Annotated in this window: 16 protein-coding genes, 2 tRNA genes and 1 pseudogene; 9 read left to right on the forward strand and 10 right to left on the reverse strand. The window is 55.1% G+C overall.

Going from position 1 to position 21,362, the window contains the following annotated elements; genetic code table 11:
• Positions 1-240 precede the first annotated feature (240 nt).
• Positions 241-894, forward strand: a complete 654-nt coding sequence (locus tag NTX59_09135; GenBank protein ID MCX5785843.1) for a TetR/AcrR family transcriptional regulator — start codon at positions 241-243, stop codon at positions 892-894.
• Between the two features lie 250 nt (positions 895-1,144).
• On the opposite strand, the gene NTX59_09140 is transcribed toward NTX59_09135, so the two are convergent.
• Complete coding sequence (locus NTX59_09140; protein MCX5785844.1) at positions 1,145-2,080, reverse strand: cation diffusion facilitator family transporter; 936 nt, start codon at positions 2,078-2,080, stop codon at positions 1,145-1,147.
• 191 nt (positions 2,081-2,271) lie between these two features.
• On the opposite strand from NTX59_09140, the gene ispH reads away from it, so the two are divergent.
• The 5 genes from ispH (at position 2,272) to NTX59_09165 (ending at position 9,814) form a co-directional block, all read left to right on the forward strand.
• Complete coding sequence (gene ispH / locus NTX59_09145; protein MCX5785845.1) at positions 2,272-3,987, forward strand: 4-hydroxy-3-methylbut-2-enyl diphosphate reductase; 1,716 nt, start codon at positions 2,272-2,274, stop codon at positions 3,985-3,987.
• Between the two features lie 63 nt (positions 3,988-4,050).
• On the forward strand, positions 4,051-5,328 hold the full coding sequence (locus NTX59_09150; protein ID MCX5785846.1) for an NAD(P)/FAD-dependent oxidoreductase: 1,278 nt from the start codon (positions 4,051-4,053) through the stop codon (positions 5,326-5,328).
• Positions 5,329-5,585: 257 nt separating this feature from the next.
• Positions 5,586-5,660, forward strand: a tRNA-Val gene (locus tag NTX59_09155).
• A 328-nt stretch (positions 5,661-5,988) separates the two neighbouring features.
• Positions 5,989-7,944: an OPT/YSL family transporter gene (locus NTX59_09160; GenBank protein MCX5785847.1), complete on the forward strand. Its 1,956-nt coding sequence runs from the start codon at positions 5,989-5,991 to the stop codon at positions 7,942-7,944.
• A gap of 64 nt (positions 7,945-8,008) precedes the next feature.
• Positions 8,009-9,814 carry a hypothetical protein gene (locus NTX59_09165; GenBank protein ID MCX5785848.1) on the forward strand — a complete coding sequence of 602 codons (1,806 nt, stop codon included), beginning with the start codon at positions 8,009-8,011 and terminating at the stop codon, positions 9,812-9,814.
• Between the two features lie 680 nt (positions 9,815-10,494).
• On the opposite strand, the gene NTX59_09170 is transcribed toward NTX59_09165, so the two are convergent.
• From NTX59_09170 to fabG, 4 genes are all read right to left on the reverse strand, one after another.
• Positions 10,495-11,751 carry an alpha/beta fold hydrolase gene (locus NTX59_09170; protein ID MCX5785849.1) on the reverse strand — a complete coding sequence of 419 codons (1,257 nt, stop codon included), beginning with the start codon at positions 11,749-11,751 and terminating at the stop codon, positions 10,495-10,497.
• Positions 11,752-11,932: 181 nt separating this feature from the next.
• Positions 11,933-12,907 (reverse strand): ketoacyl-ACP synthase III, encoded by a 975-nt coding sequence (locus tag NTX59_09175; GenBank protein ID MCX5785850.1) that lies wholly within the window; start codon positions 12,905-12,907, stop codon positions 11,933-11,935.
• A gap of 11 nt (positions 12,908-12,918) precedes the next feature.
• Positions 12,919-14,085: a TetR/AcrR family transcriptional regulator gene (locus NTX59_09180; GenBank protein MCX5785851.1), complete on the reverse strand. Its 1,167-nt coding sequence runs from the start codon at positions 14,083-14,085 to the stop codon at positions 12,919-12,921.
• Between the two features lie 175 nt (positions 14,086-14,260).
• Positions 14,261-15,004 (reverse strand): 3-oxoacyl-ACP reductase FabG, encoded by a 744-nt coding sequence (fabG, locus tag NTX59_09185; GenBank protein MCX5785852.1) that lies wholly within the window; start codon positions 15,002-15,004, stop codon positions 14,261-14,263.
• Positions 15,005-15,302: 298 nt separating this feature from the next.
• Here fabG and NTX59_09190 point away from each other — a divergent pair.
• Positions 15,303-15,381: transfer RNA gene (locus NTX59_09190), tRNA-Asp, on the forward strand.
• 65 nt (positions 15,382-15,446) lie between these two features.
• Here NTX59_09190 and NTX59_09195 read toward each other — a convergent pair.
• The 3 genes from NTX59_09195 to NTX59_09205 are packed head-to-tail and all read right to left on the reverse strand — an operon-like array spanning position 15,447 to position 18,521.
• Positions 15,447-16,238 carry a GTP cyclohydrolase, FolE2/MptA family gene (locus NTX59_09195; protein ID MCX5785853.1) on the reverse strand — a complete coding sequence of 264 codons (792 nt, stop codon included), beginning with the start codon at positions 16,236-16,238 and terminating at the stop codon, positions 15,447-15,449.
• The gene (locus NTX59_09200; protein ID MCX5785854.1) at positions 16,235-17,308 is read right to left on the reverse strand and encodes a hypothetical protein; all 1,074 of its coding nucleotides are present in this window, start codon (positions 17,306-17,308) and stop codon (positions 16,235-16,237) included. Before NTX59_09200 ends, NTX59_09195 begins: the two co-directional genes overlap by 4 nt.
• Positions 17,292-18,521 (reverse strand): acetate/propionate family kinase, encoded by a 1,230-nt coding sequence (locus NTX59_09205; GenBank protein MCX5785855.1) that lies wholly within the window; start codon positions 18,519-18,521, stop codon positions 17,292-17,294. The genes NTX59_09200 and NTX59_09205 overlap by 17 nt, the downstream gene beginning before the upstream one ends.
• A 109-nt stretch (positions 18,522-18,630) precedes the next feature.
• Between NTX59_09205 and NTX59_09210 the strand changes: the two genes are divergently transcribed.
• The gene (locus NTX59_09210; GenBank protein ID MCX5785856.1) at positions 18,631-19,539 is read left to right on the forward strand and encodes a LysR family transcriptional regulator; all 909 of its coding nucleotides are present in this window, start codon (positions 18,631-18,633) and stop codon (positions 19,537-19,539) included.
• 131 nt (positions 19,540-19,670) lie between these two features.
• Positions 19,671-19,994: a hypothetical protein gene (locus NTX59_09215; GenBank protein ID MCX5785857.1), complete on the forward strand. Its 324-nt coding sequence runs from the start codon at positions 19,671-19,673 to the stop codon at positions 19,992-19,994.
• A 155-nt stretch (positions 19,995-20,149) separates the two neighbouring features.
• Here NTX59_09215 and msrB read toward each other — a convergent pair whose 3' ends face one another.
• Both msrB and msrA read right to left on the reverse strand, forming a co-directional pair.
• Positions 20,150-20,659 (reverse strand): peptide-methionine (R)-S-oxide reductase MsrB, encoded by a 510-nt coding sequence (gene msrB, locus NTX59_09220; GenBank protein ID MCX5785858.1) that lies wholly within the window; start codon positions 20,657-20,659, stop codon positions 20,150-20,152.
• A gap of 158 nt (positions 20,660-20,817) precedes the next feature.
• A pseudogene (gene msrA / locus NTX59_09225) lies at positions 20,818-21,297 on the reverse strand (peptide-methionine (S)-S-oxide reductase MsrA).
• Between the last annotated feature and the right edge of the window lie 65 nt (positions 21,298-21,362).

Below are 21,362 nucleotides of genomic sequence, written 5' to 3' on the forward strand. Positions count from 1 at the left end.
GGGGTCGTCTACCAAGGGCCTATGGCCATCAGACGGCCTCCCGTGGTCCCCCTCCACCCCGTATTGAGGGGTGGAGCCTCCTCTCCGCTACTGGGGCGCAGCGGGCAAACCCGCCGTCACCCCCTCCAATTATTCCCACGATACAATGGTATCCTTACTAACCTTGTTGCACTAGCACCTTGAATGTACCCTCTATCGTCCCCAGGTTAACGGCGCGCCAAATAAGGTAAAATCCTGATTATGAAGCCCCGCCACGAAACGACCAAAGGCGATAACACCCGGAGCAGGATAGTGCTGTCGGCCATCAAGTTGTCGGCGCGGCACGGTTTCGCCGACGCGAGTTTTCAGATGATAGCCGACGACATCGGCCTCAGCCAGTCGGCCGTGATGTACCATTTCCCCGACAAGAATTCCCTTTTCGAGGAAATGGTCAGGACGATAATCGGCCATAACCATGAAGTGGTCAGCAGGCTTATAGACATCAACGACGGCGCCGGGCGAAGGCTGCTGAAGCATTGCCTTGGCAATGTGGTCTGGGCGCTGCGCTCTAGAAAACAGGACGGCCAGATACTGCTGCTGCTCTATTATCTGGCCGGCAGGGGCGGGCGTTTCGCCGAAGTTTTTAACGGTATGATAGCCAAAGGCCGCGAAAGAATACTGGCGCATTTGCTGGCCGGGACCAGGGAAGGGATTTTCAAGCTGAAGGGCGACCCGGCTGCCGTGACGGAAACGATACAGGACGCCCTTTTCGGCGCTATGCTTTACGCGGCTTCCACCCCGGAAGGGACGGTCAGCGCCGAAGAACTGGAAAAGAAATGGGGCGATTTCGTCCGCGCCCTCACCGGCTGGAAGAACGACGACCCGGCCCCCCTGCTCCCCTGGAACAAATTTTAGTCCGTATTCCGCATTTTTCCATCCGCCTTAGCCCGAATCCTGCAGTTCACTAGGGTTTCCATTGGTAAATCGGGTGAACAAAAAAATGCAGGATTCCCCGCGGTAGCGGGTTGCTGACCAAGCGCTATGCGCGCCAGGTCGGCGAGGGCGTATGCCGCGCGAAGCGCACCTTGAGCTCTGCGAAAGGGAAAGTTTCAACTGAAACTTTCAGGCTAGTTAATGTAAAACACTTTCAAATGCAGGATTCGGGTTAATGCGCGCAGATGTCGCAGGAAGAGTTGTCCGCGGGCTCGGCTTCCACCTGAAAGACCGAGTGGCGGATACCGAAACCGGCAGCCACGCCGCAGGTGGCGGCCTTAAGGGCGGCCTGCTGTTTAGCCGGGTCTTTTACCACCAGGTGGGCGCTCAAAGCGTTGAAGCCTGAGGAAAGGCTCCAGGCGTGCAGTTCGTGCACGTCAGAAACCCCGTCTATGGAGCGCAGCTCCCTCTCAAGGACTTTAAGGGAAAGCCCCCTGGGCGCGCCTTCCATAAGTATATGGAAGGCTTCGCGCAGCAGCCGGGTGGAGCTGAAGAGTATCAGTACTATTATAAGCAGGGAAACTATGGTATCGGCGCGGTACCAGCCGGTGAAGTAAATAATGGCGCCGGCGCCTATGGCCGCCACGGAACCGGCGAGGTCGCTCATTACGTGCAGGAAAGCGCCCCGGATATTTATATTTTCCCCGCTATGGGCGTGCAGTATTAAAGCGCAGACGATATTGGCGCACAGTCCCAGCAGCGCCACCGCCAGCATGGGCCCCGCAATAACCGGCACCGGGGAATAAAACCTCTCGTACACCGCGCGCAGCATGTAGCCGGAAAGCAGCCACAGCAACATGACGTTGCCCAGCGCCGCCACTACCTCCGCCCTGCGGTAGCCGTAGGTGCGGGCGGAATCCGGCCTAAGGGAGGCCAGGCGCGAAGCGAAAAAGCTCATGCCGAGCGCGGCCGCGTCCGCAAGCATGTGCATTGAGTCGCTCAGCAGGGCCATGCTGCCCGTCAAGAAACCACCCGCCGCTTCTACCAGCATGAAGCCCGCGGTTATAAAAAAAGCCGCCGTTATAGCCTTGCGCTGCGAGTTTGCCCCGCGATGGCGGTGTTCCTCCTGGCAGGAATGATCACTATCATGCTCATGTTCATGTCCCATATTGCAATTATATAATTTTGGCGCGCCGATAACTCCCGGCGCTGAATGGTAAAGTATTGCACTTTTATACTGACTTCACCCGCGCCCTTGAAGATTCACGGCGCAAAATCCCGAAAGAGTGTGCCGGGGAATAATTCTCTGTGACCTGTGACCTGCCGCCTGCCGCCTTGCCAAAATGTTAAAATCTCTTCATGCCGAAACGAGTACAGATAACTGTGGCCAGAACAGCCGGTTTCTGCCCCGGCGTGAAAAATGCCATAGACAAAACGCTGGAACTGGCGAAGCACGGTAAAAAACCGATCTATACTCTCGGGCCCCTCATCCATAACAAACAGGTTATAGAAATGCTCCGTGAAAAGGGAGTTTACGCGGTAAATGACGTCTCGGAAATTAAAAACAAAAACGCCATACTTGTTATCAGGGCCCACGGCATCCCCCCTGAGACCGAAAAAGCCATAAGGGCCTCCGGGCTGGAGGTCGTGGACGCCACCTGCCCGCTTGTCAAGCATGTGCAGGAAAATATTAAAAAGCACGCGGCGCGGGGATATTCCACTATAATCGTCGGCGATAAGGACCACGCTGAAGTTGCCGGCCTTATGGGCTGCGCGCAGGGCCGGGGACTTGTGGTGAACGGCCCGGAAGAAATAAAAAATCTGCCGGGCCTGGACAAGGTTAACATTGTCGCTCAGACAACCCAGGAAGAGGAAATTTTTCTAAAAACCGCGGAAGCGGCCTGCTCTAAAGCGATCGAACTTACGGTTTCAAACACCATCTGCAACCCGACCAGGCAGCGCCAGAAGGAAACAGTTGAATTTTCCAAAAAATCAGATCTGGTAATAGTGGTGGGCGGTAAAAATTCCGCCAATACCGCAAGGCTCTTCCAGATCTGCGCGAAACTCGCGAAAGAAGCCGTGCACATAGAAAAAGAAGACGAACTGCAAAAGGAGCTTTTTGCCGGCAAGAAAAGAATTTTTATAACGGCCGGAGCCTCAACGCCCACCTGGATGGTGGAAAAAGCGCTTGAGCGGGCGCGGCAGCTTACCGGCGAGCGGCAGGGCCCGCTTGCCGAGCGGCTTTTTTTTGCGTGGGAGCTGTTCGTGACCAGCGGCGCTTACACGGCTATGGCCGCGGCGGCGCTTACCTTTGTGTGCATGCGCCTTGAGGGCGTGCCGGTTTCAAAAAGACTTTTATTGATGGCCGGGCTTTTCGTGCTCAGCCTGCATATGGTAAACCGCGCCGAGGAAAAGGGCGCCTCTGAGCCTGACAGGGCGAAGCGCCTGCTTTTTATCCGCTTCAAGACCCTGTCAAAATTCGCGGCGTTTTTAGCCGGAACGCTGGCGTTGCTTCTGTCATCCGCGCTTGGGATCAAAGTATTTTTCACCGCCGCTTTTTTCTGGTTCGTGGGCATGCTCTACCCTTACAAACTGCCGCCTGGTTCCAGAAAATTCGCCAATTTTCCCGCCTCAAAAGACATTGTAACGGCCCTGGGCTGGGGGTTTATGTGCGCTTATGTGCCGGGGCTCTGGTACGGAACAGGTCTTTACCATTCCACGCACCTGGCCGTGGTATTTGCCGCGCTTCTGGTTTTCACGCGCTCGGTGCTTTTCGGCGTGAGCCACGCGCACAGCGACATGATAGTCGGCAAGGAAAATTTTTATAAGGCGGCCGGGCCGCAGTTCACCTATCTGACGGTGTTCGCCATATTTATGTTCCTTGAAAGCATATTGCTGATACTTAAAAGCATGGCCTGGAAGCCGGAACTGGCTTCGGCTCTTGCCACAGGTTTATTCTATTACCTGGCCCTGATAATATTTTTCTACTTCAGCAAGATCCCTGAACGCATAACCTCGGAAACTCTCATCGATACGCAGTTCATAGTGCTGGCGCTGCTGGCGGGAAGCAAGTGAAGGAAGTGTATCAAAGGCCCATCCCGTAAAACGGCCAAAAAGTTCGTGCGCTTTTATGAAATAATGAATACAAAAATCCGTCACGCGGGCCAGGACAGCTCCGATATAATCGTCATCGGCGGCGGACCCGCCGGCATTATGGCGGCGGGCCGCGCGGGGGAACTGGGCGCGAAAACGACGCTTATTGAAAAAAACACGCGCCTGGGAATAAAGCTGCTGCTTACCGGCGGGGGCAGGTGCAATGTCACCAACAGCGCCGGAGTAAAAGAATTTATTGAAGCTTTCGGCAAAAACGGAAAATTCCTGTACAGGGCGCTAAGCGTGTTCTCGAACGAAAATTTAACAGCCTTTTTGAATTCGCGCGGGGTTCCCACCCGCGTTGATCCGGACGGGAAGATATTCCCTTCGGATGACAAAGCGCAAAGCGTTCTGTCCGCGCTGAACGGCTACCTGAGGCACGGCAAAGTTAATGTAGCCTGCGGTCTGGGGGCTGCGGGAATTTTATTGCGCGGCGGCGAAGAAATAGAGGGCGTTGAACTTTCAGACGGCGGCATTGTCCGCGCAAAAAAAATAATTATCGCGACCGGCGGAATGTCTTACCCGAAAACAGGCTCCACGGGCGACGGCTACGCCCTGGCAAAAAAATGCGGGCACACCATTGTCCCGCTCAGGCCGGGACTTACGGCCCTTGAATCGGATGAACCGTTCATAAAAGACCTGCAGGGGCTGACGCTTCAAAACATAACAATTAAGATCCTGGTCAACGGCAGGAAAGCGGCGGCGGAAAAAGGCGACCTGCTGTTCACGCATTTCGGCGTATCGGGACCGAAGCTGCTCGTTTTGAGCGCGATCGCGGTGGATGCGCTTGCCGACCCCGGCAACAAGGTGGAGCTTTCCCTGAATCTGAAGCCGGAACTGACGGCTGCCGGATTAACAGGAGCTATCCAAAATTATTTTTCGGGTAACGGCGCCAGGCTATTTGCGAGTTATCTCAAAGCGGCTTTGCCGAATTCGCTTGCGCCCGTGTTTGAGCGCCGGTGCGCCATTGACCACACCAGGCAGTGCGCTTCCATTACCGGCGCGGAACGGAAAAAAATAGCGGAGATGTTCAGCGATTTCAGATTACATATAACCAGACCGCGCCCCATCCAGGAGGCTACCGTCACACGCGGGGGCGTGAATTTAGCCGAAATAAACCCCCTTACAATGGAGTCGCGTATCGTGCGCGGGCTTTATTTTTGCGGCGAGGTGATGGATCTTGACGGGATTACCGGCGGCTATAATTTGCAGGAAGCGTTTTCCACCGGCTATCTGGCCGGCCAGTCGGCAAGCGCGGTGTAAGAACCGCTCTGTAACTGATCCCCCCGTATTCAGGAACTGAACCCGCACAGTAAGCTGTCGCCAGACAGCCACAGAAATACGGGACGCTGCACGATAACTCGCTAACTTTAAACCTCTTGTAAACCCAAAACATTACAGCGAGGCAAGAATAATCAAGTTGTCGTGCAGCGTCCCCAAATCCACAAATCCATACAGACAGCCAGATTTAAAACATTTGGAGCCCTCCCCTTTCTATTGGTAGAATATCTACGGTTAATGCGCGGTTAGCTCAGCGGTAGAGCGCCTCTCTTACACAGAGGATGCCACAGGTTCAAATCCTGTACCGCGCACCAATTTTTATCAGGCGGTAAGCAAGCCAACTGCTTGGCTTGCGCAGGATTTGAAGGCCGGATCGTTGGCGAGCGAGCACGCGAAGCCCGGGAGGCGGGGTCGCAGGGCCGGTTGAGCGGCGGCGAAACAGGAACCTGTGACCTAATCCTGTACCGCGCAAACAATTTACAGACGCCATAGGCCATAAGCCGTATGCCATACGCTTTTCTAAGGAGTTCCTTACAAGCCTATAGCTTAAGGCATATGGCCTATGGCATTTGTTTTGCCTACGGCATATGACTTATGGCAGTTTAGACTTACAACCTTCAATAGAAATAGGGGACTAATTAAATGACCGAAGAAAACCGCGACGATCTGCCGGTGGAAGAAATAAGAAGCGAAGAAGGCGTGGAATTAATTGTAGAACCCAAAGCCGAGCCGCACATAGCCGGAAAAAGCCCGGAACAGATTGAACTGGACTGGTACAAAAATGTTTACCGGGGAGACACTATGCCCCAATTGACTTTGAGAGCCGTTATAATGGGCTCTTTTCTCGGCGGGTTCATGTCTTTGTCCAACCTTTATGTCGGCTTAAAAACCGGCTGGGGCCTCGGCGTCGCAATTACCTCCTGTATACTTTCCTACGCGCTGTGGAAAACCCTCATGACCATTTTCCCCGGCATGTTCAAAACCGAAATGACCATTCTGGAAAACAACTGCATGCAGTCCACGGCGTCATCGGCCGGCTACTCCACCGGCGGCACCATGGTTTCGGCCATCTCGGCTTACCTGCTGGTGGCCGGCCACCATATCCCCTGGCCCGTGCTTGCCTGGTGGACTTTCTTTCTGGCCGCTTTGGGCGTATTCATCGCCATACCGATGAAGCGGCAGATGATAAATATCGAGCAGTTGAGATTTCCAAGCGGCATCGCGGCGGCGGAAACCCTTAAAAGCCTGCACTCGACGGGCGGAGAGGCCGCGCAAAAAGCCCGGGCTTTGGGCATAGCGGGCGTTATCGGAGGCGCGGTGGCCTGGTTCAGGGACGACGGTTTTCCATTTATAACCCCCCCGGTTCCCTCTATGATGGAATTTAAGGGGCTTTTGTACGGTCAGCCCTGGAGCAAGTGGACGATAAGCATTGAGGGCAGCGCGATAATGATAGCCGCCGGCGCCATCATGGGTTGGAAGGTGGCCTGGTCTATGATGCTTGGCGCATTCATAAACTACGGCTACCTGGCCCCGAAAATGGTAGCACTGGGCGCTATTGACCCGGCCAAGCTGGGATACCGGGCCATAGTGGCCTGGAGCACCTGGGCGGGCGCGGCGATTATGGTAACCTCGGGGCTTTTTATGTTCGCCCTGCAGTGGAAAACCGTGGTACGCGCGCTTAAAGGCATCACGGGGATTTTTGAAACAAGGACGGGTTCGGAGGCCGACCCTCTTGAGCATATAGAAGTGCCGGGCTCCTGGTTCCTTTCCGGCACCATACTTTCAGGCCTTGGCTGTATCACGGTGCTTTATTACGCTTTCGGCACCACCTGGTATATGGGCATTATCGCGGTAGCGCTCACTTTCTTCCTGGCCATAGTGGCGGCTCGCGCCACAGGCGAGTCGGACATAACGCCCATAGGAGCCATGGGCAAGATCACCCAGCTCACGTTCGGAATACTGGCGCCTTCCAACATGACTACCAATCTTATGACCGCCTCGGTGACAGCGGGCGCGGCCGGCTCAAGCGCCGACCTGTTGACTGATTTAAAAAGCGGCTATCTGCTGGGCGCGAACCCGAGAAAGCAGTTCCTGGCGCAGTTCTTCGGGATTTTCGCCGGAACGCTTGTGGTGGTGCCCGCTTTCTACATACTGGTGCCGAACGCCTCCGTGCTGGGCTCCGACAAATGGCCCGCTCCGTCGGCGCAGGTCTGGGCCGCCGTGGCAAGGCTCCTTTCGAACGGCGTACATTCGCTGCATCCCACGGCACAAATTGGGCTTGTGGTGGGCGGGATCATAGGAATAATAATCCCTTCGCTTGAACTTATATTCCCGAAACATAAAAAATACATCCCCTCGGCCATAGGCCTCGGGCTTTCCATGGTTATACCGTTCTGGAATTCGCTGTCCATGTTCATAGGCGCGGGCATCGCCCTTCTGATAGAAAAAAACGACAAGAAATTAGCCGAGAAATACATCATACCGGTAAGCTCAGGCGTGATAGCCGGAGAGTCGATAGTCGGAGTTTTCATAGCCCTCATGCCCATGATGACGGCCGCCTTCGGCACTTTGATGATCTATATCATGGCGCATATCTGACAGACCGGTCAGTGTCACGACTGAAGGATCCAGATAAAAGAGCGCACCGCTCTTTCCGCCCGGCATGAGCAAAAAAATAAAAAAATCAGCCGCTGTTGAACGGCGCCCGCCCTCTTTAACCGACAAGGTCGCCGGGCTTGCGGCGTCGCGAGGCTTTAACGCCTTTGTCTGCGTTTTAACCCTCGCGGCGCTCTATCTTATTCTGGCCAAGCCTCTGATAGACCTTGATATATGGTGGCATCTCAAAACCGGGCAGGTCATCTCGGAAACCGGCAAGGTTCCCGGCGTTGATATTTTTTCCTACGTGATATCCGGCAAACCCTGGGTGACCTTTGAATGGCTTTCGCAGCTGATCTTTTACAAATGCTGGCAGCTAGGAGCGGAAAAAGGGATATATCTCCTGCGGCAGGCCCTGGCGGCGGTAACTTTCGGCCTGCTGCTTGCGCGCGGCTTCCCGGCGGCGATGGTTGCGTCGGCTGTTATCTTTTTCGGCCTGACGTTCATGGGCGGCTCCGTCCTTGAGCGACCGCAGATGTTCACCTATTTATTCGCCCTGGGCTGCCGGCTTCTGGCGCCGCAGATAATCAACGCCCGGCCCGGCGCAACACTGTGCGCGGCGGCTCTTATAGCCGTTCATATTTTGTGGGCCAACATGCACGGCGGAGCGAGCGCGGTCGGAATTCTGATAATCTCCTGTTACGCCGCCGTGGCCGCCGCGCGGGGCGACAGACCGGCGTTCAAAAGAAGCGCGTGGCTTTTGGGCGCGGTCTTTTGCGCGACCCTGGTGAACATACACGGCATAAAGATATACACCCATCTTTTCCTGACCTGGTTTGACCCGGCCCAGCGCTGGGTGCTGGAATGGAAGCCTCTGACCTCGTCCTCGCCCGGATTCCTGCCGTACTGCCTGTACCTTCTTTTGCTGGGAGCCGCGAGCCTGCGCCTGGCCGGCGCCGAACGCGCCGCGGCCCTGTTTATAGGCGCGCTGTTCGGCGGTTTTTTCGGCTTTCGCAGCTCCCGCAACGTCGCGCTGGCTTTTTTCATCACCGCTCCGGATGCTATCTCAGGCCTGAGGATTTATTTTTCCGAAAAAAGAAAATTATACGCGTTCATGGCGGTTCCCTTTTTTGTTTGCCTGTGCCTGAGCCCGCGGTTCATGCCGGAAGAGCTTCGAGCCGGAAAGCTTTTCCCTGAGCCGCTCAGCCGGCAGTGGCTCTCCGGGGTATGTGATTTTATTTTGGCGCGCGATATACCGGGCCGGATGTACAACGACTATGTGGCGGGAGGCTATCTTATCTGGCGGCTGGGTCCGGCGCGGCAGATCTTTGTGGACGGCAGGAGCCTTGAATACGGCGCGACGCTTATGGAACGGCTGGCGCGCATCTCCGGCAAAGAAGGATTCGAGGACCTGGATCGGGAATTTAAATTTGACTATCTTGTCTTCCAGCAGAGAAAGGACGACCGGCTTTTATATCTGGATAAAGACCCGGATTGGCGCTGCGTTTATTTTGACGACGGCGGCCTTATCTACGCGCACCGCGCGAGAGCCGCCGCAAAGACAGCCGCCGGCTACGGCTACCGGTATTTGCGGCCGAATGAACAGAGCTTCGCCTACCTGCGGGAATACGCGGAGGACGCGCAAAAAGCCAAAGAGACAATAAGGGAACTGGACCGGGCTATCGCGCAAACCCCGCCCTGGCTTTCCGCTAACGCCTGCCTGATGAAAAGCGCATTTTTACGAATGACAACAAATGAGATAACCTGGGCCCGCTGGATAACGGGGGTGGGCGGGCGGTTCCGGTATCCTGAATGGCTCCGCCAGCTTGACGAAGCGAAGAATGTCCTGCAGGCGGATACCCGGAATCCTTAACTATACAAAAACAGTAAATTAAAACCCGGCCATATTCAGCCGGGTTTTTATTATTTTAGAATCGTTTCGGCTATTTCCTGACTTCCGCAATGAGACACCCTGCTGTTTAAGCGCGATTTGTTTCAAACCTGGCGGGTGGGTGTTATATCGGGGGCAACGGCGGGCTCCCTGTCCGCTCCGAGACCGGATTTTCCGGGGAAGAAGCGCACGGTCTTGCGCCGGCTCCGGAACTCGGGCAAAAGGCAAAGCTTTTGCCCTCAGACATCCTCGCCGTTCCAGTGGAATTCGCTCCAGACCATGCGCTTAAATCCTAAATGGAGCGGACAGGGAGCCCGCCGCCGCCCAAGCGGTTGGTGTTAAATAAGTCGCAATTCACTATTTGGAGCGGGTGGCGGGGGAGCTGGGTTAGCAAAACCGTCCGGAGGCCGAGACTTGCATAGCGGCGAGGCCGAGGAACGGAAGGGCGGGCACGGTGTGTCCCGACCCTGGTTTTGCGTTCCAGTCCCCCGACAGGCCCCGCGAACCCTAACTTTTGGCTGCAAGGCACCTAAAACCTGGCGTGCTCTCGTCGTGAGAATCTTAGATTTTTGATGAGTTGCGGAAGTCAAGACTATACAAAACCACCAAATTAAAACCCGGCCATATTCAGCCGGGTTTTCTTTATTTTAAAATAGTTTTGGTTATTTGATCAGCGAGAGAATAAGCTTCACCGATTCCGGGGCGTAGGCAATGGTCAGGTGGTTCTCGTTCACCACCATCACCTTTATCGGCTCTTTTCGGGCGGGATGTATAAGGTCGTTGGTGTGGCTCGCGCTCTCAAGGAACACCAGGCCGTCGGACGGGCCGTCATTTTCGGTGACCGGGATATTGTCTATCTTGCTGTTATTGCCGGCTATCAAAGCCACGGAGATATCGGGCGGCACCGGATAAGCCCTGAAGCCGTTTATAAAATTCCCGCCTTTCATTATGGCGTTGGATATGCCCATGGAATGGCTTACAAAACCCTGGCCGCCCTGCATTGTGGTATAGGAATCCGGCTCCGAAAGGTTCACAGGGTATTTCCCGGTCCAGTCGTAGAGGACCTGCTGCTGCATCGGGAAGTTGTCGCTGTATATGCTGAACTCCAGCGTATCTTTCCACTGGCCGTAGTAAAGCATCTTGTCCCAGCTCATCGGCGCGTCCGCCGCCATATCGTCCTTAACGAAAAAATAATTAAATTGGGGATGCCGGAAGGCGAAATCCTGGCCGCGGTGCGGCGTGGCCAGAGTGATAAGCTGGTCAACGTCGCCCCTGTAGGCGGTCCAACTGCCGTTCAGGCGGTAACTGGAAACATAAGCCCTGGCCGCAAGCCCGCCGGCGCTATGGCCTATCAGTGTAACTTTACCCGCCCCTGTGGCCCGCCTGGCCATGTCTATCGCGTCGGCCAGGTACTGCGCCTCATAAAAGATATTTCCGTGTTTGTGCGGGAAGGTGACGGCGAAAACCCTGTAATCTTTTGCCTCGAGGGCCTGCATAAGGCCGGTTGTACCGGGGTTCCCCACCATCATTTCAGGAGCGGCCCAGGCGCGGGTGGCGTTGTCGGAAGCGCCGTGCGCCAGCACGATCACCTTACCCTTGTTGGTTTTCCATCTGGGTCCGTAATGAAGCAGGAAGGTACCCGAGGGCGGCAGGTTTGAACCGAACGCGGCCACTACCTCGGAGTTCTCGTGGCGCGACTTATTAAGCGCGCTCTCAATGGCAAAGGGACGGGCCGTATCCTGGTAGCACTCAATGCGCTCCCAGTATTTGGACTGCGCGGTGCGCACAAGGGATAAACCGGCGCCATACCTGGGTGTTGCCGGTTCCGGCACGGCGGCAACGGACTGAAGCGCCGCGGGGGCGGCTTCGGAAAGCTGGGCAAGAGGGCCGGGCTGTCCGGCTTCGGTTTTTGTGGTCATTAAAGCGGCTAAAAGAAATAAAAAGGGCGTGATCTTCACCATGGGCTCCATTACCGGTTCCAGTAAATATAATATACTGCTTTTAAATCCGCCCCTCAAGGGCCAAAGGGCACCGGGTCTATGGGCCACTTGGCCTAAACCAAGCGGCCCTTCTCCCGTTTTTAGCTTTCAACCTTCAGCCTTAATAGATGAACGTCATGCAGGCCATGGCATAACCTCCGCCTGAGGCGCATAACACCACTCTGTCGCCCCTTTTCACCTTGCCCTGCCCGGCCATGTCGTGGAAAGCCATGGGCACGCAGGCGGAGCCTGTATAACCCCACTTTTCCATTATGGTGTGCGTTCGCTCCATGGGCAGGTTGAACCCGGCCATAACTTCCTCTATGGTGGGTTTTCGTATCTGCGTGAACACATAGGCTTGGGCGTCCTGCGGCTGCATGCCGAGCTTGGCCAGCGTCTTCCTGATAAGCGGCGGCCACTCTTCGCTGTTGAGCGTGGCCGGGAATTTTTTGGGGATCTTAACCTTATGCGTCCGGTTGGCCAGCACCTCTTCGGTTACGGGGCTGCGCGTGCCGCCGCCGTAAATGCCCATAAAATCCCAGAAAGAACCGTCGGCCTTTAGCGTGGAAGCCATCGGCCCCTGGTTGGGGGCGTATTCCAGCACAAAAGCGCCCGCCCCGTCTCCGAACAGGATCGAGGCCGAGCTGTCGTCGGGGTCAAGATGCTTGCTCATGGCGTAGGTGCCTATCACCATGGCTTTTTTGTAATCCTTGCCGTCCAGATATTTGGAGGCCATGTCTATCGCCGTCACAAAACCGGCGCAGGCGCAGTTAATGTCAAAGGCGCCCGCGTTTTTCAGGCCCAGCTTGTGCTGCACTTCCGCGGCGGTGGCCGGGGAAAGCTGCGAGGGCGTGTCGGTGGAAATTATCAGCAACTGTATGTCGTCCGGGTTCACGCCGGAGTTCTTCAGCGCTTCCCGCCCCGCATTTATAGCCAGGTCCGCGGAGGACTCGTCCGGGTCGGAATAATACCGGGCCCCGTGGCCTATGCGGTCAAATATCTTTTTAAGCGGGTCCGGGCCGAATTTTTGTATGAAAGACTCGTTTGTAACCAGGTTCTTGGGAAGGTACATCCCCGTGCCTTTTATTTTAAACATTTTTATTCTCCTTATACACCTTCCAGGCCGCCGAAAACGGCCTTAAGCAATTCAGTTTCAGTGATTTTCCGAAAGTCACCCCACAGCACGCGCTTCATCCCGATCATATGCCCCATGCCCATAAGCGCCAGCGCCAGCAGTTCCGGATCTTTCAGCGTAAACTCGCCGGGCCGCGCGCTTTTTTTGATCTGAGCCGAATAATTCCTGAGGATATAACCATAGTACATATCCGCCAGCGCAGCGTCCGCGAATTCCGCCTCGCGCATAATACGGTAGCCGTAAGGATGCTCTTTTATAAAGTCGAACAAAGCCCTGAAAGCCAAAACCTCAACCTCCAGGCGGCTGCCGGCCCCGGCCGAGTAGGCCGCGGCCTTTTTCACCAGCGCGTCGCGAAGGCCCATCACGACTTTTTCAATAGCTTCCCGCTTGGACGCGAAGAAAAGGTAGAAAGTGCCGGACGCAAAACCCGCCCGCTTCGCTATCTCCGCCACCCGCGCCCCGCTGTAGCCGCTGCGCCCGAACACTTCTTCCGCGGCCGAGATCATGGCCATACCTGTGTCGTTTCTGTTTGACTTAGGCTGCGCTATGCCCAAAAGCGCCGGCTCCCGCCACGGCAAAGGCCGCCTGCTGACTCCGGCGGCGCAAAGCTGTACGGCGGCTTCAAGCGCTTCAGGGGGCACCCCGCCTTTTTCCCATATAAGGAACTTTACCGCATAGAAATACAGTGTTCCAAGCAGGGCCCAGGCATGCGCTTCGGCAAGTGTACCGCCAGAGAAACGCGCAAGCCGCGCGACTATGGCCCCGGCTAGAGCCCCATAGAATTCCCTGGCCAAAGCCTCCCTTGAAGCCTCCGCTTCCCTTATGGCCTTGAAAGAGTCAAGCCGCCGTCCGGCCACGGTAAAAAAGGCGCCGGCTATGGCGCGCGCCTCACCGCGCGGGTCTGAGGCCTTTGGAAGCGAAGTTATAGCGGCGACAAAATCTTCCTTCAGTTCGCGGGCCAGCGTATCTATCACCTCGTCCTTGGTGGCGAAGTAGCGGTAGAACCCTCCTACGGCAAGGCCCGCGCGCGCGCAGATGTCGGACACCCCGGATCGCGCAAAGCCTTTCCGGGCGAACACAGCGCCTGACGCCGTGATCAGGCGTCCACGCGTGCGGGAGCCTTTGTCTGTGATCGGCATATTCATTTATCTCGAAAGTTGCAATTAGAAACGTTTTTCATTGAGAAGTTTTTGAATAAATTTTCCATTGCTATTTTCGGGGTAAGAACCTCATTCCCTATTCGCTATTCGCTATCTTGCTATTCGCTGCTGTTGTGCTATTCTCTGCCGAAAACTTCAATTGAAGTTTTCGGGTTTATATTACCAATCCTCCGTCCACCGAGATCACCTGCCCGGTGATGAAAGAGGACTCGTCATTGGCCAGGAAAAAATAGGAATTGGCTATATCTTCCGGCTTGCCCAGGCGCTTCAGCGGGGTCTTTTCGCTTATGGAAGTAAGCACTTTTTCCGGCACGGTTTCCAGCATTTCGGTCATGGTAAATCCCGGCGCCACGGCGTTCACGCGTATGCCGTCGCGGCCCATTTCCTTGGCCCAGGTTTTTGTCAGGCCGATTATGCCGAACTTTGAGGCGGCATAGTTGCTCTGGCCCATATTGCCATAAATGCCCACCACGGAAGAGGTGTTAATGATAGTTCCGCTCTTGCGCGCTTTCATATGGGGCGCCACCGCCTTGGTGCAGAGGAAGGCTCCTTTAAGATTCACGTTCAGCACCAGGTCCCAGTCCTTTTCCTCCATTTTGTGGAGCATGGCGTCGCGTGTGATGCCGGCGTTGTTTATAAGCGCATCCACGCTGCCCATTTTTTCTATGACCTGTTTTATCGCGGCGTCCACCGATTCGCCCGAAGTAACGTCAACCTTGAAGTAAGCCACATTCTCCGCGCCGTATTTTTCACCCAATTCGCGCGCGGTGTTCGCGAGCATCTGCTCATTTACGTCGAACAAAGCCACTTTCCATTCCCCGGATCTAAGGAACCTCTCAGCGCCCGCGCGCCCCAGCCCCCTGGCTCCGCCCGTTATAACAGCGTTTTTCTTTTCCATTTTATTTTTCCTTTTTCCCCCCGCGGGCCGCGCCGACCGCCGCAGAACGCTTCCGGGAGAACCGTAATTTTATTTTACCGGCCACAACCGCCCAAGACATCCGCGGATAAAAGTGAATTGTGGTTCAGTATTCATTTTTTAGCATAAAAGCATAAAACCTGTCAACAGTTATTTTTAATTTCTTCAAGACCGGGGCTTGCCCGCCTATATAGAAGGAACAGGACAGGCCGGCGGCGCCGCGCTGACGGCGGTTTGGAATTTTTATTATTTTTTGCTATCCTAATGATACTTACACTGCGGGGTCGTGGTGTAGCCTGGTTTAACACGTCGCCCTGTCAAGGCGAAGACCGCGGGTTCGAATCCCGTCGACCCCGCCATTAAAAAAGCCCCTTTCGGGGCTTTTTTAATTTACATATACATTTTACTGCGGCATATTCGCTGTTTACACTTCATCATCCACACCGCTGAACGGGACCCACCAGCTTTTTTCCGTCCCTATCATTGTGCTGTATGAATGCAGCATACCGAAATTGCTGCAGCGGATAGAATAGGAACTCAGGCCCCTGTCGGCGGCAAGCTCTTTTTTTATCTCATCTATCATCACCACGCTGCTTTTTTTCTCGGAGTGGATCTTTTTGATGACGAATTGCTGGTCCTCCTTGGTCAGGAACGAGTAAACCGGCGATAAGGCGTACTTGTCCACAAGCTTGACCAGGTCCTCCGGATATACGTCCTTGGTCGCCTCGGTTTCAATATCCACTACGCTCAGCTGGCCAAAAAGCCCCAGGGTATCTGCCGGGTCGGAGGCCGGATAAGTCGTAATGCACGGGATGGATATCCTGAAGAAGACCTTCACTTTATCGTCAATGGAGGGGACCTTGGCGACATAGGCGCAGTCGTACTTGACCAGGCATTTCTCCTTTGATACCGGCGTGAGCTTCTCTATAAAGAACGGATATTCAAAGGTCGCTTTCACGGTCGTGGCGTTCAATTCTTTGAAGTAATCCGCGATGTTGCGCCTGAGCGTGGAGGTGCCGATATTATCCCTGTGCCTGTGCACTATCTTTATGAAGTTGTCTATCCAGCCGGCTTCGAATTCATGCATGATGCGCGCGTCAATGGAAATGAGCGCCACCGTTCTCTGCCCTTCCGGATCCGCTTTCGACAGCACTTTTATGGGAAAGGGCAGGCCTTTCATCCCCACATCCACAAGGAACCTTTTTTCTTCGTTCATATAACTTCCTCCTGTACCGCGATTTTACTGTAGTAGTCCATAGTGCGCCAGATATCGTCCTTCAGGACCAGAACTTTGACTTCGGAATTCTGGCCCGAAATTACCGCGCCGCCCGTCCGGCTCGATACCGGGAACCGGCAGCGCAATCCCAAAAATGCAAGCCCCTCGCATATGTCCGCGATAAATGCGGAGCATCTGGCCGGCATTTCCGTGATGAACACGATAGCATCCACCCCGCCCAGCAGCGCGGCAAAAGCGCCGGCGTTCCTTATTATGTCGTACAGCAGGATCTTCCTGGCCAGTGCCTTTGTGGCGTCGGAACCCGCGGCCATCAGGTCGAGGAAGCCGCAGGGATGCCCGGTCAGCCCCCGGAAGCCGCTCCTTGCCGAGAGAAGTTCGTTTATTTCGCCGAGTGAAAACCCGGAAGCCTGCAGCTCAAAAACGATAGAAGCGTCTATATCGCCGCAGCCGGTATGCGAAGGAAGCCCCTCCACCGGCGTAAAGCCTATCGTTGTGTCCAGGGGTTTGCCGTTGTGGATAACCGCCATGTTCGGATGGTCGCCCAGGTGGATGGATATAACTTTAGGCACGGCCGTTCCGGAAAGTTTTTGTGCCTCCGTGAAAGCCCACTGGTGTGTCAGGCCGTAGTCGCCATAGCGTCTTATACCCCTGGCGCGCAGCAAGGGAGGCAGCGCGTAGGCGCTGGCCTCCACCGGCATCTCCGTAAAAAAAGCGGTGTCGCAGAGCAGGATGTGTTCCGCCGCCGGCATCAGGCGCATCATACGGCGCAGGGCCGTATAGGTCAGTTCGTTGTATTCAGGCAGGTAGCGTATCGCGTCGCGCACCGACTTCAGCAGCTCGGGCGTAACACGCTGCGCCGGACGCCGTATCAGTTCGCCTCCGTGGCGCAGCCTGTAAGCTACGGACGCTATGCGCGGCCCGCGGACGGCGCCCGTGCCCGTTATATCCGGCAGACCCGAGTCCGCGGAGCATTCTCCGGACACAAAACCTTTGGCCGAGCGTCTGCACCATCTCAGCACAGGTGGAGCGGGATCAATTAGAAGTTGCATTTTTATCACCCCTTAGTTTAAGACCTTCCCGGCAGATGACCAGCTCTTCTTCCGTGGGAACGGCCAGAATTTTTACTTTGGAACCAGGAGAACTTATGATAGAGACGTTGTCGCCGGTGGCCTGCCGGTTGGCCCGAAGGTCCAGCTCGACTCCGCACCATTCCATGTTCGAACACACCTTTTCGCGCAGCAGCCAGTTGTGCACCCCTATATCGTCAGTGAACACCAGAATATCCATGCCGCCCAGGACAGCCGCATACCCCCCGATGTATTTCTTAAGCCTGTGCACGTACATATCAAATGCCAGTTTAGCTTTTGGATCGCTTTCAAGCCGCGCGATGATATCCCGCATGTCGCTCGAAAAGACCGACACGCCCAGAAGCCCGCTTTTTTTGTTGAGCATATCCACCATGTCGTCGCCGCGCTCCCCGTACACGCCCATCAGATAAGTGGCGAGCATGGGGTCCACATCGCCGCTGCGGGTGCTCATGACCAGCCCCCCAAGCCCGGTATAACCCATTGAGGTGTCCAGCGACTTTCCGTTCAGGACGGCCACCGCGCTTGAGCCCCCCGTCCCCAGATGACAGGCCACCATGCGGGTGTCTTCCGGCCGCACCCCCAGATGTTCGGCGGCCTTTCCGGTGACGTACTGGTACGACAGCCCGTGAAAACCGTATTTTCTGAACCCGAATTTTTTTACGATATTTTCCGGCAGGGGATAGGTGTATACGTGCGGGGGTATGGTCGAGTGAAAAGCTCCGTCCGCGGTGATGTATTGGGCGGTGCCGGGCAGGGAGCGCCTGCATTGCATGATAACGCTGAACATGGCCGGATGATGTATAGGCATCATAGGTATCAGGACCTTGAGTTTTGAAAGCAGCTGCTTGTCCACCCAGGCCGTTTTAAAACAGCCGGCGGCATGGCCCCAGCGGTGCCCTATATAGTCGATGGCTATACCCCGCGCCTTGAGCGCGTTCAATGTCAACAGCGCCGCTGCCTCATGCGACTCTATCGGAACTTCGGACTTTTCGCTTTCCGGCCCCTGCCGATATTCTATATAGGAAGGCCGGGTGCCTTTTACCCCCACGCGATGCGCCTTGCCGCTCAGAACGGTCCTTACTTCACCGCCCGCGGCCGCCGCGAACACCTTGAAAGTCAGCGAAGAGCTTCCGCAGTTGAAAACCAGCACGTTAACTTCGTTTTGCAGCGTCATACCTCGTTCTCCTCAGGCAGGCGGTTTGCGCGCCCTGCTGTATATAGGATAGTAGAGGACATTACATTTGTAAAGCCGATAAAAGTGATATATACTATCGGTATTATCTATGTTGCCAATGAATTTCAACCAGTTGTACTATTTCTGGATAATCACGAAAGCCGGGAGCATCTCCGCCGCCACGCGGCAATTGCTGCTGAACCAGTCCACCCTCAGCCAACAGCTTAAAGATATGGAAAATTCGATTGGCCGGCGGCTGCTTACGCGTTCCAGGCACGGGGTCGCGCTCACCGAGGAAGGCAAGGTGGTTTTTGAGTACTGCGACCGGATGTTCCTTCAGGCGGAAGAGCTGGCGGCGCGGCTGCACGGCGGCAGCGTGGCCGGGGCGGCTCTTCTGCGCCTGGGTTTCTGCCGTTCGGTCACCAGGGACAAGGTGCTCGGCGTGGAAAGGGCCGTCAAAGCCGTGGACGCGGGGGTCATAGTTAAAATATTTTCCGGCACCGGCGAGGAGCTTGAAGACAAACTGCGCCGGCGGGCCTGCGACATGGTCCTGTCGAACGTCGACTTTTCGGCGGGGCTCGGAACGGATTTCCGCGCGCGCCTGGCGGCAAGCATCCCCCACTATTTTGTGGCGGCTCCGCAGTTCAAAAAGCAGGGAAAGACCTTCGCCCAGATGGTGTCCGGCATGCCCCTGATGGTACATTCCCCGGAAGACCCGCTCAGGCGGGCGGGCGAGGATTATCTGCGCCGCAACGGGGTGGTACTTAATATCCACGCGGAGGTGGAGGATTCGGACCTTATCCTGACCATGGTCCTGCGCGGCGAGGGGATCGGCTTTCTGGCGCCGGCCGCTATAAAAAAACATCTGGAAAACGGCCGCCTGGTCAAACTTCATGACCGCCCTATCGGCATCAGCGAGAATCTCTGGCTGCTTTGCAGCAAGCACCACTACGCCAACGAACGCGTGCAAAAAGCCATCAACACCCTGATGGAGAAGTTCCGGTTCGAGTACCCCTGACAAGACGCACAATACTTCAACACTATACCGATCCAAACGGCAGATACGGATATTATCCCTTCTGTTTTCGGTCAGCCGGGACGCGGCTTTATTTTGTATTATTGCTGTATAGAAAAAAGCGGGGAGGCATTATGAAAAAATCGACCAAACTGGCAGGAGCGGGACTGATTCTGGCGGCTATAGCCGCGGCGGGAACATATTTTCTCACTGGGAAGCGCGGAGAGAAGAACAGGAAGAAGATAGCCGCCTGGACGCTTAAAATGAAAGGTGATGTGCTGGAAAAGATGAAAGAGATGAAAGAAGTGAACAAGGAAGCCTATTTTGCCCTGGTGGAAGATGTTGCCGGACGTTATGAGAGACTGGGACAAGTGGGTTCCGCGGAAATAAAGCACCTGACAAAAGAACTAAAAGAGGCCTGGGCGCATATCGCCAAGCAAACCAAAAAGCCGGCCTGACAGCACGCCGTTTTTTGTGCTGGACTATTGCCAGGCATAAGTGCAGTATTCGGGTTAAGGCTGCCCGGGCAAAGCCGGTTATTCAGGAGCCGCTGACTTTTTCAATACCTGCGTAAGTGCCGTAGCAGGGGCTATGGCTTTCATACGAACGGCTCCTATTTATTGAAAAGCGCTAAATACTCGCCGTAGCCTTCTTTTTGCAGGTCTTCTTTAGGTATGAACCTGAGCGCGGCCGAGTTAATGCAATAGCGGAGTCCGCCGGGTTTCGGGCCGTCTTCAAACACATGGCCAAGATGGGAATCCGATCTTTTGCCGCGCACTTCCACGCGCTCCATAGAAAGGCTTTTGTCCGGCTTCGCGGCCACGGTATCATCTTTTATCGGTTTTGTGAAGCTGGGCCAGCCGGTGCCGGAGTCAAATTTATCCGCGGATGAAAAAAGCGGCTCCCCCGAAATAATGTCCACATAGATCCCCTCTTTTTTATTGTTCCAGTATTCATTGTTGAAAGCGGGTTCGGTGCCGCATTTCTGAGTGACATCATACTGCAACGGCGTGAGTTTTTTCACTGGGTCTCCTTTTTTCCATTCAGCGCTTTCGCCGGACGGCGCCGGTTTTGTTCCGGCGTCGGGACCGCCGCAGGCAAACAGAAAAAGAAAGGCAGCCATAAGCTTTAAGCCATAGGCCATAAAGTGCCTTATGCCATCTGCCGTATGCCATATGTTTTTTAAGGAGTTCCTTATAAGCTTACAGCTTATGGCTTCTGGCATATGGCAGTGGTTTTGCATATGGCGTTTATTACGCATACGGCTTTATGACCGGTGGCTTATCCCCTGATGTAATGACAGGTATAGCCGCCCGGATGCTTCTTTAGATAGTCCTGATGATATTCCTCCGCTGGCCAGAATTTTTTGGCCGGGGAGATTTCCGTGGTGACGGGTCTTTTCCAAAGTCCCGAAGACTGCGCCCTTTTAACAGCTGCGGCAGCTTCTTTTTGCTGTTCAGCGCTTAAGTAAAAAATGGCGGAGCGGTACTGTGCGCCTATGTCGTTGCCCTGGCGGTTCGGCGTGGTGGGATCGTGCATTCTAAAGAAAAGGTCCAGCAACGCCCCATACGAAAGTTTTACAGGGTCAAACTGTATCTCTATTGACTCGGCGTGACCGGTTTTTCCGGTTTTCACATCCTCATATTTTGGGTTCTCAAAATTCCCGCCGGTATAACCCACCCGCGCGCCGGTTACACCCGGTATTTTGCGGATTACCTCTTCCATGCCCCAGAAACAGCCGCCCGCAAGTATTGCCGTTTCAGGTTTAAGATTTTCTTTTTCCATCGCTGTCCCCTCCGGTTTAACGGATTTTCTAGCTGGCCCGG

It is taken from the genome of Elusimicrobiota bacterium (assembly GCA_026388155.1).
Taxonomy (GTDB): domain Bacteria; phylum Elusimicrobiota; class Elusimicrobia; order Elusimicrobiales; family UBA9959; genus UBA9634.